This window comes from Nocardioides acrostichi, from assembly GCF_015319165.1.
Taxonomy (GTDB): domain Bacteria; phylum Actinomycetota; class Actinomycetes; order Propionibacteriales; family Nocardioidaceae; genus Nocardioides; species Nocardioides acrostichi.
This window is the reverse complement of the sequence record NZ_JADIVZ010000002.1, coordinates 58,323-70,932: the sequence shown is the minus strand read 5'-3', so window position 1 is coordinate 70,932 and position 12,610 is coordinate 58,323. Positions and strand designations below refer to the sequence as shown.

Sequence of the window (12,610 nt, the reverse complement as noted above, 5' to 3'; positions counted from 1 at the left end):
AGAGGCAGCCATGACCGCAGCGGCAGTGGAGAAGGATCCGATGACCCAGACCGGCACCGCCCACGACGAGCTCACCGATTTCGACACCCTCACCGGTCGCTACCAGCGCGAGCTGCTCGCGCACTGCTACCGGATGAGCGGGTCGGTGCACGAGGCCGAGGATCTGGTGCAGGAGACGTTCCTGCGCGCCTGGAAGGCGTCGGCCGGCTTCCAGGGCCGTAGCTCGGTGCGCACCTGGCTGTACCGCATCGCCACCAACGTCTGCCTGACCAATCTGGAGGGCCGCCCTCGGCGGCCGCTGCCCGTCGGGCTCGGCACCGCCGACCAGCAGGCAGGCGGCGAGCTCGCCCAGGACACCGACGTCGCCTGGCTCGAGCCCGTGCCCGACACGGCGATCACGGTCGAGGACCGCGACACCGTGCGCCTCGCCTTCGTCGCCGCCCTCCAGCACCTGCCACCCAGGCAGCGTGCCGTACTGGTGCTGCGCGACGTGCTGCGCTGGAGCGCCAAGGAGGTTGCCGAGGCGCTCGACACCACCGTCGCCGGGGTGAACTCCGCGCTCCAGCGCGCGCACGCACAGATGGGCGAGCGCGCCCTCAGCGCCGACACCGTCTCCTCCGAGGAGCTGACCCGCGAGCAACGCGAGCTGCTCGACCGCTACACCGAGGCGTTCTGGAAGAAGGACGTCGACACCATCGTCTCCCTGCTCACCGCCGAGGCCGTGTGGGAGATGCCGCCGTTCACCAGCTGGTTCAAGGGTCGGGCCAACATCGCCTGGCTGATCGGCAACGAGTGCCCCGGCGGCATCGAGGACATGCCGATGATCGAGACCCGGGCCAACGGTCAGCCGGCGTTCGGGCTCTACATGCGCACCCCCGAGGGCCACTTCGAGCCGTTCCAACTCCAGGTGCTCCAGTGGGGCGCCGACCCGGCCAACCCCGAGCTGGAGCAGGTCGACGCCTTCTTCGACCCGCGTCTCTTCGCGGTGTTCGGGCTGCCGACGAGTCTGCCCGCCGACCACCGCACGTCGTGACCGCCGCCCTCGTCGCAGGTGCGACGGCGGGCGGGTCCGTGGAGCTGCTGGAGCGCGCCCTGGGCTACGGGCGCGTCGTGCTCGGCGACATCGAGCCGCAGCACCTCGGACTGCCCACGGCCTGCACCGACTGGTCGCTCGCCACGCTGCTGGCCCACCTCGACGACGGGCTCGACGCCTTCCTCGAGGCGGCGGGCGGGAGGGTGCGTCCCGCCCTGCTCGACACCCCACTCGGCACTCCCGAGGCGGCTCGCATCCGCGACAAGTGCTGTTCGCTGCTCGGTGTCTGGACGCCGGGCGGGGCTGCCGTGGTCGGGTGCGGGGCGTTCTCCCTCGACTCCGCGACCCTGCTCGGGGCCGCTGCCCTCGAGATCGCCGTGCACGCCTGGGACGCCACCTGGGCCACCGGCGTGGCGAGACCGCTGCCGCCTGCGCTGAGTGACGACCTGCTGCCGGTCGCCGTCGCCCTCATCGCCGGCGGCCGGCGCGGCGCCGAGTTCGGACCGGCCGGGTACGCCGACACGGCCGCTGCGGCTGCCCTGCTCGGATTCCTGGGGCGTGCGCCGGGCGGCCCGGCGATCACCGGTCATCGCCGGTGATCAGCGGCGATAGGCATCCAGGTTCTGGCCCAGCTCGGCGAACAGGGCACGGTTGAGCGCGAAGGCGACCCGGGTCTCCTCGACTGCTCGCGCCACGTCGGAGGGGCTCAGGGGCAGCGCGTCGAGTCGAGCACGGTAGCGGTCCTTGTAGGGCTTGGGCTTGGCGATCGCCGGGAAGGAGTAGAACGCCACCCCGCGTCCGGCCGGCAGGTCGTAGGTGCGCTGCAGCATGCGGCCGATCACCTGACCACCGGACAGATCGCCCAGGTAGCGGGTGTAGTGGTGAGCGAGCACGAGGCCTCCCCACGAGGCGGCGCTGCGCAACCGGTCGGCGTAGGCGTACGCGGCGGGTGAGTCCACCGGCTCCAGGCTCCGGTCGGGCGCCCACCACGTCAGGTCGGCGTCGATGGCGGCCAGACGCTCGAGGGCCGGGTCGTACAGCGCGGAGACCAGGGCGTCCTCGGCAAGGGTTCGCACCGTGGCCTCCAGCGCCTCGTAGACGATCCGCAGCCGCATCAGCAGGTCGGCATAGGCCTCCGGAGCCAGCCCGCCCTCCAGCAGCTCGGACATGAAGGGCGAGTTCTCCGCCTGCTCGTGCTCCGCGCGCGATCCCTCTCGCAGGGCCGTCGAGAGGGTCGGGCGCAGCTCAGGAGCGGTCGCGAGGGTCATCGGGCCTCCATGGGCTGGGCTTGGGACGCCGCGAGGGCGTCCGGCCGGGTAGGGGAGCGCGTCGCCGGCGAGTGACGCGCAGTGATCCTGACAGAAGGGCATCTTCTTGCCAAGGTAAGCCTAACCTAAATTAGGTTAGGCTTAGTTCACACCCGCGCTTCCGGGCGGGAAACAGCCCGGCCCGATCCGGCCAGCCGGCTCGCGACGCCGAGCCGGGCGCTCCCGTCCCTCGATCGAAAGACCGCCCGTGCCCCGACACCGCTTCCCGTACCGGCGACCGCGCCCCCTGCGCGGCCGCCCGCCCACCGGGGTACGGACACCGACCACGCGAAGCATCCCTCGCCCGGCCCCGCGTCCGGCCCCGCGTCCGGCCCCGCGTCCGGCCCCGCGTCCGGCCCTGCGTCCGACCCTGTGTCCAGCCCTGCTTGCGATCCTGCTGTCCCTGACCGTGGCCGGCGCAGTGTCGGGCTGCGGGCTCGCGTTAGGTGGCACGTCGCGGCCCGGCGATGCGGCGCCGGCATCGAGCCGGGTGGCGCCGCCGCTGGCCCAGACCACCCCGCTCGACGACCCCCGGGCCTGGGACGGTGTCGCCGAGGCGGTGATCGACGCCCAGGTCGACCCGGTGTCGTCTGACGCCGTTCCCCGGCTGCCGGTCACCGTCACCGACGCCCAGGGCACCGAGGTCACCGTGACCTCGGCCGATCGCATCCTGGCCCTCGACGTGTACGGCACGCTGGCGCGCACCGTCTACGACCTCGGCCTCGGTGACCGGCTGGTCGGGCGCGACGTCTCCACCCAGTTCTCACCTGCCGACCAGCTGCCGCTGGTCACGCAGAACGGGCACGACCTGGCGGCCGAGGCGATCCTCGCCCTGGACCCGACCGTCATCCTCACCGACACCTCCCTGGGGCCGTGGGACGTCGTGCTGCAGCTGCGCGACGCCGGCATCCCGGTCGTGGTGCTCGACAGCCACCGCTCGCTCGACGACGTGGCCGCGCTGACGCGCAGCACGGCCGCGGCACTCGGGGTGCCCGAGCAGGGACGCGAGCTGGCCCGGCGCACCCAGACCCGCATCGATCAGGCCGAGCAGGCGATCGGCCGAGTGGCCCCCGCGAGCGAGGCCGACCGGCTGCGCACCGTCTTCCTCTACGTCCGAGGCGACGCCGGGGTCTACTACCTCTTCGGCGAGGAGTCCGGGGCCGACGACCTCATCGACGCACTCGGCCTCTACGACGTCGCCGAGGAGATCGGCTGGAACGGCATGAAGCCGGTCACCGACGAGGCGATCGTCGCCGCGCAGCCCGACCTCGTCGTGATGATGACCAAGGGGTTGGCGTCCGCCGGTGGCGTCGAGGGGCTGCTGGAGCGCCTGCCCGCGCTGGCGAACACGCCGGCGGGCGAGCACGAGCGTTTCGTCACGATGGCCGACTCGCAGATCCTGGGCTTCGGCCCGGACTCGGCGGCGGTGCTCAACGCGCTCGCCGTGGCCGTCTACTCGCCCGAGGCGCTGCGATGACGGCGCTCGCCACGCCCGCGGCCCCAGCCGACGAGCCCGGCCGTGCCCGGGGGGCCGCCGCGACCTGCGCCCCCCGGCACGGAGGGCACCGGATCCTGACCGGGACGGGTCTGCTCGGCGCGCTGGTGGTGACCTTGACTCTCGCCCTGATCGTGAGCGCCGGCACGGGCCAGCTGCACATCCCGGTCGACGAGGTCGTGGGCTCGGTGCTGCACCACATCGGACTGCCCTGGGGGCCGGTGCCCACCCATCCGCGCGGCGATGCCACCTTGTGGGAGGTCCGCTTCCCCCGCGTGGCGATGGCCGCCCTCGCCGGCGCCTCGCTGGCGACGGCCGGGGCGGTCATGCAGGGGGTCTTCGGCAACCCGCTTGCCGAGCCCGGAGTCGTGGGCGTCTCCTCGGGGGCCGCAGTGGCGGCCGGCGTGGTCATCGCCTTCGGTCTCACCGGTGCCGGTGTGTGGACGGTCCCGGCCGCGGCCTTCGCCGGGGGTCTGCTCAGCACGTTGCTGGTCTACCTGCTCTCCCGAGACGGCGGGCGCACCGAGGTGGTCACGTTGGTCCTGACCGGTATCGCCCTCAACGCCATGACCAGCGCCGGCCTCTCGTTCCTGTTGTTCCTCGGCGACCAGCAGGCCCGCGAGCAGATCGTGTTCTGGACCCTCGGCAGCCTCAACGGCACCCGATGGTCGGCGGTGCTCGTCGTGGCTCCCCTCGCCGCGCTCGGGATCGCAGCGGCCATCCTGCTCGCCCGCTCCCTGGACCTGCTCGCTCTGGGCGACCGTGGCGCGCGGCACGTGGGAGTCGACGTCGAGCGCCTGCGCATCGGCGCCATCGTCGTCGTCGCCGTACTCACCGCCGCGGCCGTGAGCTTCTGCGGCATCATCGCCTTCGTCGGCCTGGTCGTGCCGCACCTGATCCGGCTGCTGGCCGGACCGGGGCACCTGCTGCTCATCCCCGCCAGCGCGCTGGGCGGGGCCCTGCTGCTGGTGGTGGCCGATCTGTGGGCCCGCACGGCGGTCGCCAACGCCGACCTGCCCATCGGCCTGCTCACGTCCCTGGTGGGCGGGCCGTTCTTCTTCTGGCTGATCCGTCGTGCCCGCCGCACCGCAGGGGGTTGGGCGTGACCGGCACCGAGACCAGCACCGAGACCAGCATCGAGACCAGCATCGAGACCGGGGCCACCGAGACCGGGGCCGCCGAGGTGGGGGCCGAGGTGGGGGCCGTCATCAGCGTCGTGGGCGCCGGGGTACGCATCGACCGGATCGACATCCTCGACGACATCGACCTTCACCTGGCCCCGGCCCAACTGGTGGCGCTCGTCGGACCCAACGGCGCGGGCAAGTCGACGCTGCTGGCGCTGTTGGCCGGCGACCAGGAGCCGTCCTCGGGCCGCGTGCTGCACGCGGGCCGACCGGTCACCGCCTACGGTTCGCGCGCCCTGGCTCGGCGGCGCGCGGTGCTGACGCAGCACCAGGGCCTGGCCTTCGGGTTCACGGTGCGACAGGTGGTCACCATGGGCCGGGCGCCCTGGCGTGCGAGCGACGTCGAGGACCAACGGGTCGTGGAGGAATCGATGCGGCGCGCCGACGTGGACGCGCTGGCCGCGCGCGCGTTCCCTACCCTCTCCGGGGGCGAGCGCGCCCGGGCCTCGTTCGCGCGGATCCTGGCCCAGACGACGCCGGTCATCCTGCTCGACGAGCCGACGGCGGCGCTGGACATCCGCCACCAAGAGGCCGTGCTCGCCACCGCGCGTGCCGAGGCCGACGCGGGAGCGCTGGTCGTCGTGGTCCTGCACGACCTCTCCCTGGCCGCCGCCTACGCGGACCGGGTCTGTCTCGTGAGCGGGGGCCGCCTGGTGGCCGACGGACCACCACGGCAGGTGCTGCGCGCCGACCTGCTCGGCGACGTCTACGGGCATCCCGTGCAGGTCATCGATCACGACGGCAGCGTGGTCGTCCTCCCAGACCGGCGCCACGCCGGTCGAGCACCCGAGCAGGTGGTCTCGTGCAACGACTGATTCGCAGCGTCACCGGGGCCGCCGTGGTCCTCGGTCTCGCGCTGGCCCTCGGCGCGGCGGCCTCGCCCCCGGCCGCGGCAGACCAGGGCGCCGTCGTCACCGTCGCCGGACCGGGCGGCGCATCCATCGACCCCACCTACGCGACCACACTCACGGTCTCGGGCCGCGGGTTCCAGTCGATCCGCGGAGGCCACGGGGGCATCTACGTCTTCTTCGGCACGGTCCGCGCAGGGTGGCGGCCCAGCCAGGGCGGCGCCACGGGAGCCGACTACTTCTACGTTCCCGACAGCGAGGCGAAGGACAACGCGGGGTACCAGCGCTACGTCGCCTTCCCCGGGTCCGACACGGCCGCGTCGGCCAACGGGGGCGTGATCTCCGCCGACGGCCGGTGGAGCACGACGCTGACCGTGCCGGGCGCGGTGTTCACCACCGTCGACCGCGATGGCGCTACCCGTCGCGTCGACTGCCGCCAGGTCACCTGCGGGGTGATCACGATCGGCGCACACGGGGTGACCAATGCCCGCAACGAGACCTTCACTCCCGTGCGGGTGCGCGACCTCGGTGCCGCGACGGCCTCGACGCCGACAGCGGGGTCGGGCACTCCCAGCGCCGCCGCGACCCCGGCGAGCGAGGCCTCGACCGAGACGAGCGGCCAGCCGTCGACGTCGCCGGCACCTGCCCGGTCCGAGCGCGGCCCGGCGCTTCTCCAGGTCGATCGCGCGTCGGCACGAGCCGGCGGGGTGCTCTCCTTCCGCGCCTCCGGTCTCCCCGCCGGCCGCCAGGTGGTGGCCGTCTTCGACGACGGGCTCTCGGCCAACGGACCCTTCCTCGTGGGCGACGACGGTCGGCTCGCCGGAGTGGTCACGCTGCCCGCCACGGTGCGGGCCGGAACCCACGAACTGCGGCTCTACGGCCTCGAGCGGGCCGAACCGGCGGTGCGGTTCGCGGTGACCTCGGCCGAGGAGACCGAGCTCGGCACGGCGGCGCAGCGCGACACCGACCGGGTCTCCTCCGTCGTGGGCTCGGCCGGAGTCTGGTTCTTCGTGCTCTCCTCGCTCGTGCTCGTCGCGGCACTGCTGCGGGCCGGGCTGGACTGGCGCAGGGTCCGGGTGGCTCGCCGTGCCTGAACGCCACCACCCCGTGCACACGATGCGAGGTCGCCGCGCCGCGATCGGTCTCCTCGGCATCGTCGTGCTCGTCCTCGCCCCCGCCGTCGGCGTGCGTGCCTCCGGTTCGCAGCCTCCCGCGACCTCCACCGCCGAGCCCACCGCCGAGCCCACCGCCGAGCCCACCGCCGAGCCCACCACCGAGCCCACCACCGAGCCGAGCCCCAGCGACGACCCCTCGGAGACCCCCTCGGCCGAGACGGCGATCGACGACGCGACGTTGCGGTGGGGCATCAACCTGGAGTCCAACACCGCGGCGTACGCGCCCGGCACCTTCAACTTCTTCTCCGCCGGCGCCGTGCCCGACCCCGGCCGAGGGGGCACGAAGCTGCCGCGCCGCTCCTGGCGGGCCTCGGAGGGGGCCGTGCGGATCGAGAAGTACCGGCCCGCCGAGGGGGCATGGCGTCGCGCCACCTGGAAGGGCCTCTTCACCGACGGTGCCGGCGAGCGGCTCAGCGTGGGCGCCGACAGCAATCACACCTTCGTGTTCACCGGCGGGACCGGCCAGGCCGATGCGACCACGGGCGAGGCCCGCCTCTCCTGGAGCGGCACGGTCAGCGTCCTCTATTACTCCGGGTACTCGATGTTCTTCCTGCGTGACCCCGTGCTCGAGGTGTCCTCCGGCACGGGTCGGCTCACCGCCGAGGTCGGCGGCTTCGCCTCGTCCCTGGAGAACACCGGCGAGTGGAGCGAGATACCCGCCGAGCGGGTCACGGTGGCCACCTTGTCGGAGGTCGACCTCGCCGAGGCCGGCTTCTCGGCGACACCGGACTACGCCGGTGTGCGCATCTCGCCGAGCCAGGGCACCCAGATCACCACCGGGGCCTCGTGGGGCTCCTTCCCCGCCGAGTTCGTCGCAGTGATGGAGCGCCTGGGCACCGGCGCGTTCTGGTACTCCTCGGGAGGGGCCGCCGACCCGCGCAAGCCTCCGCGGGCCCTCACGGTCTCCCTCTCGGCCGACGATCCGATCGAGCCGACTCCAGGCCCCACCGCGACGAGCACTCCCTCGGTCACCAACACCGCACCGCCCCTGCCCACCCCCGCCGCGATCGCCGCCGCCGTCCCGGCCGTGCCCACGGCCTGGACCGAGGACGCCGCGCGGGCGGCACCGCTCGCTGCTCCGGTCCCCGCAGCCGGGGACGTCGTGACCAGGAACGGGGTGCTCGGGCCGCTCGGGCCACGCACGGCCGCCGACCTCGCGCCCGTCGCCGCGGTGTCGGCGCCGGCGGGCCTTCCACACGACTGGACCTGGTGGGCAGGCGGGATCGCCCTGCTGCTCACCGCCGGTGTGCTGCACGCACGGCGCACCTGAACCGTGGCCGCCACCCGTGCGGCCCATCTCGGACACCCCACCCACGAAGAGGAGACGAGCACGATGTACACCACGACCACCGCCCGGACCCGGGGGCGCACGCGCGCCGTGGCCGCCTGCGCCGCGGCGGGCCTGGCGGCCTCCGGACTGGCGCTGCTCGCCGGACCGGCCGCAGAGGCGACCGCGCCGGCGCGCGCGGAGGCCGACGACCTCTCCCTCGCGTGGGAGATCTCGCCGCGCTTCGACGACCATCTCTCCACCCACGAGCTCGGCGACGGTGCCACGGAGGACAGCGACGGCGTCATCACCTTCCCCGACGGCGCCGGCAGCTACGACCCCGGCACCGGGGTGGCCTCGGTGGCCTACCAGGGCTCGGTGTCGGGATCCTTCGCCTTCGCCGGCACCACCTACTACACCGTGACGTTGGAGGACCCGACCGTCACCGTCGACGACGAGGGCCACGGCGTCATCTCCGCCGTGGTCTCCGCCTCCAACGCCGCCGCCATGGGCAACCCGGCCGACAGCACCGAGCCCGCCCGCGTCGTCGTGACCACCTTCGACGCCGCCGCCTCGGACTGGTCGGTCGCCGACGGCGTCGGCAGCCTCACCGCGACCCCGCACTGGGACGGCACGCTGCCCGAGGGTGAGGAGTCGCGTGCGCTGGGCATCCCGGAGGGCCAGCCCGTGGAGGGCCGTTCCTTCGCAGCCACGTTCCTGGGCCAGCTCACCTCCGGTGTGCGCGCTCACTTCTACGCCAGCGGTGCCTCGAGCGACGACGCCAAGGCGCCGTCCGCGTTCACCATGACCGCCAGCGAGAGCAGCAGCCCCACGGTCAGCCTCACCTCGAGCACCGCCGAGGAGACCCTCACGGTGGAGGTGGCCGGCACCGGCTTCACCGCCGTCACGAACCCCGGTGACGCCGGCATCTACGTCGGTCTCGCGGAGTCGGGCGGTCTGCCGCCCACCGACGACTCCTCCGACCAGGACGGCTTCGTCGACGCCGCCTGGGTGACGCCCGCCCAGATGCCCGACGGTGACTTCACGACGACCCTCAGCGCCTCCGGCTCCGACCTCGACCCGCGCCTGCAGTACTCCGTCTACACCTGGCAGGCGCACACGCACTCCAACACCACGCAGGACACCGAGACCCCCGTCGACATCGACTGGAGTGCTGTGGGCTACCCCCTGCGCTCGGCGACCGCCGCCAAGCTCACCAAGCCGCGCACCACGCGCGCGGGGGCGGTGAAGGTCACCGTGAGCGGACGCCGCTACGTGCCCGGCGGCAAGGTCGCCCTCACCTGGAAGGCCCCCGGCCAGCAGAAGCGCACCTGGGTCAAGAAGCTCAACGCCCAGGGCGCCAAGCGATTCGTCCTGCCGCGTTCGGCGAAGAAGGGCCGAGCCCGACTCGTCGTGGTCTACCGCGGTGACGAGGTCCACCAGGGCTCTCGCACCACGAAGACGGTGCGCATCACTCGATGACACTGGCGGGCGGTCGACGCACTCGCGGTGCGTCGACCGCCGTCGCTCATCGCCCGGTCTGGGCGCACCACGCACTCCTGCCCGACCGGGGCCGGGGGCCGGCGTGGTCCTGGCTGGACCAGACGGGCGGTCGGATCCGACGCCCATCCGCCCATTCGCCGGACACGGAGCGCCAGGGTTCCTAGTCTCGTGACCATGCTCGCTTCCTCTGGCGACGTGCTCGACCGGGCACTCGACACGACCGTTCCGAGTCGTCCTGACGTCGTCGCGGTCGGCGCACTGACCCGGTCCGGTTCGATCGCCGCGGCGGCCGACGTGCGACTCGTGCCGGAGACCTTCGACGACGTCGACGACGCCCACGCGGTGTCGCTGCTGCTCGATCTGGATCTGGCCCGAGGAAGTCTCGGAGACGCACGCCGCCTGCTCCCTGCGCTGACCACTCTCGAGCGCTCGGGCCGGGCGGCCACGGAGGCCGTCGCCCAGCACGCCCGGGGACGCCTGGCCCTGGCCGAGGGCCGCGTCGAGGCTGCGCTGGTGCATCTGGAGTCGGCGGCTCTGCTGACCCCGGACGCCGATCCGGTGTGGCTGGGCTGGCAGACCGACTACGCCCCGGCCCTCGTCCGCGTCGGGCGCACCGCCGAGGCCGAGCGCGTCGGCGTGGCCTACGAGAGGTCCGCCCGCGCGCACGGGTCCGACCACGCGGTCGCCTCCGCGCTGCGCGTACGCGCCATGGTGACCCTCATCGGCGACCGGATCGCCATGCTCGACGAGGCGCTCGAGCACGCCGAGCGCGCCGGGTCACGTGGGCTCGCCGCCACCATCGGCTGCGACCTCGCCTCGCTCCTGCTGCTGCCCGGCGATGCCGAGCGCGACCGCGCCGTGGCGCTGCTGCACGCCGCCGAGCAGTACGCGACCGTCGAGGGCGCCTCGCCGCTGCTCGGCCGCGTACACCGGCTGTTCGATCGATGTGGCGCCGAGCCCGGCCTTCCCGGCGGTAGCCCCTCGTCGGTGCTCACCGACGCCGAGCACCGCGCCGCCCTGCTGGCCGCGCGCGGGCTGACCAACCGCCAGGTCGCCACCCAGCTCGACCTCACCGTCCGCGCCGTCGAGTGGCAGCTCACCTGCGCCTACCGCAAGCTCGGCATCCGTACCCGGCGCCAGTTGGCCGGGCGCCTCGGGGTCTGACCGGGTCTGACCGAGGCTGACCGGGGCTGACTCGGCCCGGGTCAGGCGACGCAGGTCATGGTGCGCCCGTGACCGTGCGTCCAGGCGAGCGCCCGGCCGTCGAGCCCGAGCACGAAGGTGTACCGGTCGGCCGGCACGGAGGGTCCGGTGGCGGTGATGTCGGGCAGCACGTCCTTGCCCTCGTTGCTCACCCAGTGGCAAACGCCGCTGCCCACGAGGTCACGCATCATCTCGGTGAACCGAGCACGGTCGGGCTCGTCGAGGTAGGCGATGACGGCGCTGTGCTGCACGACGACGGTGCCGTGCGCGGCCGCGCCGTCGATGACCTCCGGCAGGTGTTCGAGCAGGTCTCCGGCGGTGAGGCTGGGCGGGTCGGTCGCCGCGATCTCGGCGGCCTGGAGCAGCCGGGCGCGACGGTCGTGGTGCTCGGGCCAGACCAGCGTGGCCAGCCACCGGGCGGTGTCGGGGTCGGTGATGTCGAGGGGGTTGAGGTCGATCCCGCCGCGCCAGGCGATCGTCGGCAGACGGGTCGGCAGGTCGAGCCGACGCCCGGGCAGCGCGTCGACCCGGCACTCCAGCCACGGACCGTCGCTCGGGCCGAGTTCCTCGACACCGGAACCGGTGTGCCAGCGGTAGGACCACCTGTCGGGGTAGAGGCACAGCCCGGCGCTCGCGCCGACCTCGACGAGCGCGACGGGGGCGCCGTCCGCCACGCCCGGCACCCGGTTCAACGCCGGCATCAGGGTCGCCATGCGCCCCGCCTCGTTGGTCTGCGTCGCACGCGCCAGGATCGTCTGCTCGACCCGCCCGTCGTCACCGAGCAGCAGATCTCGCAGGGCGTCGAACGCGGCATCGTCGTCGAGACCGTGCCACCGTGCCGCGGCGATGACGAGGTTCGGCTGCTGCTTGAGCTGCGGTAGCCGCGCGATCCAGGCGCGGACGTCGGCGTCGTCGGCCACGCCCAGCGACCACCGCACCATGGCGGGAGAGTCGCCGGCCGCCGCCGCGAACCGGCGGTACTGCTCCTCGATCTCGGTGAACAGATCCACCCCTTTACTCTTTCACGCGACGTGACGGCGGACGACAAGGCAGGATGGACGGGCCATGACCCTCTTCCTCGTGCTCGGCTTCGTCGGTCTGGGCATCATCGCGCTCGCGTTGCTCGTCGGTGACGTCTTCGACGGGATGCTCGACCTCGACGTGCTCGACGGCGATGTCTTCTCCACCGCAGCCATCGGCGGCTTCCTCTCCGCGGGCGGCTTCGGTGCCGCCATCGCGGGCGGCGTGGGCGCCCCCTTGATCGTCTCGCTCCCCGTCGGCGCCGTCGCCGGTGTGGCGATGGCGTGGTTCGCCATCTGGCTGACCCGTCTGCTCAAGGACGACGCCACCGACGCCACCCCGACCACCGGCGACGCCGTGGGGCGCGAGGCCACCGTGGTGACCGCCGTCCCGGCCGACGGCTTCGGCACCGTGAGGGTGCGCATCGGCGGGCACGAGCGCCGGCTGAACGCCCGCCTCGACTCCGACCACCCGATGGCGATCGAGGCCGGCACCGCCGTGCACGTCACGGGCATCCTCTCCCCCACCGCTGTGAGCGTCGCCCCCGTGTGGCGCGAGCTGAACTGACCCACCAC

At 73.4% G+C, this 12,610-nt stretch carries 12 protein-coding genes; 10 read left to right on the top strand and 2 right to left on the bottom strand.

The genetic code is table 11. The features are described from left to right. Positions 1-10 precede the first annotated feature (10 nt). Positions 11-1,033, top strand: coding sequence for a sigma-70 family RNA polymerase sigma factor (locus ISG29_RS05265; protein WP_207792804.1), 1,023 nt, complete (start codon positions 11-13; stop codon positions 1,031-1,033). Further along, complete coding sequence (locus ISG29_RS05260; protein ID WP_194502355.1) at positions 1,030-1,632, top strand: DinB family protein; 603 nt, start codon at positions 1,030-1,032, stop codon at positions 1,630-1,632. The genes ISG29_RS05265 and ISG29_RS05260 overlap by 4 nt, the downstream gene beginning before the upstream one ends. On the opposite strand, the gene ISG29_RS05255 is transcribed toward ISG29_RS05260, so the two are convergent. Continuing rightward, positions 1,633-2,301 carry a biliverdin-producing heme oxygenase gene (locus ISG29_RS05255; protein ID WP_194502354.1) on the bottom strand — a complete coding sequence of 223 codons (669 nt, stop codon included), beginning with the start codon at positions 2,299-2,301 and terminating at the stop codon, positions 1,633-1,635. A 448-nt stretch (positions 2,302-2,749) separates the two neighbouring features. On the opposite strand from ISG29_RS05255, the gene ISG29_RS05250 reads away from it, so the two are divergent. The 7 genes from ISG29_RS05250 (at position 2,750) to ISG29_RS05220 (ending at position 10,976) form a co-directional block, all read left to right on the top strand. After that, the gene (locus ISG29_RS05250; RefSeq protein ID WP_328828062.1) at positions 2,750-3,817 is read left to right on the top strand and encodes a heme/hemin ABC transporter substrate-binding protein; all 1,068 of its coding nucleotides are present in this window, start codon (positions 2,750-2,752) and stop codon (positions 3,815-3,817) included. After that, positions 3,814-4,941: a FecCD family ABC transporter permease gene (locus ISG29_RS05245; protein WP_194502353.1), complete on the top strand. Its 1,128-nt coding sequence runs from the start codon at positions 3,814-3,816 to the stop codon at positions 4,939-4,941. The genes ISG29_RS05250 and ISG29_RS05245 overlap by 4 nt, the downstream gene beginning before the upstream one ends. Further along, the gene (locus ISG29_RS05240) at positions 4,938-5,834 is read left to right on the top strand and encodes a heme ABC transporter ATP-binding protein (protein WP_328828059.1); all 897 of its coding nucleotides are present in this window, start codon (positions 4,938-4,940) and stop codon (positions 5,832-5,834) included. Before ISG29_RS05245 ends, ISG29_RS05240 begins: the two co-directional genes overlap by 4 nt. Next, positions 5,822-6,961 (top strand): hypothetical protein, encoded by a 1,140-nt coding sequence (locus ISG29_RS05235; protein ID WP_194502352.1) that lies wholly within the window; start codon positions 5,822-5,824, stop codon positions 6,959-6,961. Before ISG29_RS05240 ends, ISG29_RS05235 begins: the two co-directional genes overlap by 13 nt. After that, entirely contained in the window at positions 6,954-8,312 is a 1,359-nt protein-coding gene (locus tag ISG29_RS05230) for an HtaA domain-containing protein (protein ID WP_194502351.1), read from the top strand. Before ISG29_RS05235 ends, ISG29_RS05230 begins: the two co-directional genes overlap by 8 nt. Before the next feature lie 63 nt (positions 8,313-8,375). Then, positions 8,376-9,791 (top strand): HtaA domain-containing protein, encoded by a 1,416-nt coding sequence (locus ISG29_RS05225; protein WP_194502350.1) that lies wholly within the window; start codon positions 8,376-8,378, stop codon positions 9,789-9,791. 195 nt (positions 9,792-9,986) lie between these two features. Continuing rightward, positions 9,987-10,976, top strand: a complete 990-nt coding sequence (locus ISG29_RS05220) for a helix-turn-helix transcriptional regulator (RefSeq protein ID WP_194502349.1) — start codon at positions 9,987-9,989, stop codon at positions 10,974-10,976. Between the two features lie 41 nt (positions 10,977-11,017). Here the strand turns inward: ISG29_RS05220 and ISG29_RS05215 are convergent, their stop codons facing one another. Next, positions 11,018-12,025 (bottom strand): DUF2332 domain-containing protein, encoded by a 1,008-nt coding sequence (locus tag ISG29_RS05215; protein WP_194502348.1) that lies wholly within the window; start codon positions 12,023-12,025, stop codon positions 11,018-11,020. 55 nt (positions 12,026-12,080) lie between these two features. Between ISG29_RS05215 and ISG29_RS05210 the strand changes: the two genes are divergently transcribed. Next, positions 12,081-12,602, top strand: a complete 522-nt coding sequence (locus ISG29_RS05210; RefSeq protein WP_194502347.1) for an NfeD family protein — start codon at positions 12,081-12,083, stop codon at positions 12,600-12,602. Positions 12,603-12,610 lie beyond the last annotated feature (8 nt).

What these genes read in the sequence shown, in the direction of transcription:
- ISG29_RS05225 (WP_194502350.1), top strand. Translation starts at nt 8,376, where the DNA reads ATGTACACCACGACCACCGCCCGGACCCGGGGGCGCACGCGCGCCGTG.
- ISG29_RS05210 (WP_194502347.1), top strand. Translation starts at nt 12,081, where the DNA reads ATGACCCTCTTCCTCGTGCTCGGCTTCGTCGGTCTGGGCATCATCGCG.
- ISG29_RS05220 (WP_194502349.1), top strand. Translation starts at nt 9,987, where the DNA reads ATGCTCGCTTCCTCTGGCGACGTGCTCGACCGGGCACTCGACACGACC.
- ISG29_RS05245 (WP_194502353.1), top strand. Translation starts at nt 3,814, where the DNA reads ATGACGGCGCTCGCCACGCCCGCGGCCCCAGCCGACGAGCCCGGCCGT.
- ISG29_RS05265 (WP_207792804.1), top strand. Translation starts at nt 11, where the DNA reads ATGACCGCAGCGGCAGTGGAGAAGGATCCGATGACCCAGACCGGCACC.
- ISG29_RS05255 (WP_194502354.1), bottom strand. Translation starts at nt 2,301, where the DNA reads ATGACCCTCGCGACCGCTCCTGAGCTGCGCCCGACCCTCTCGACGGCC.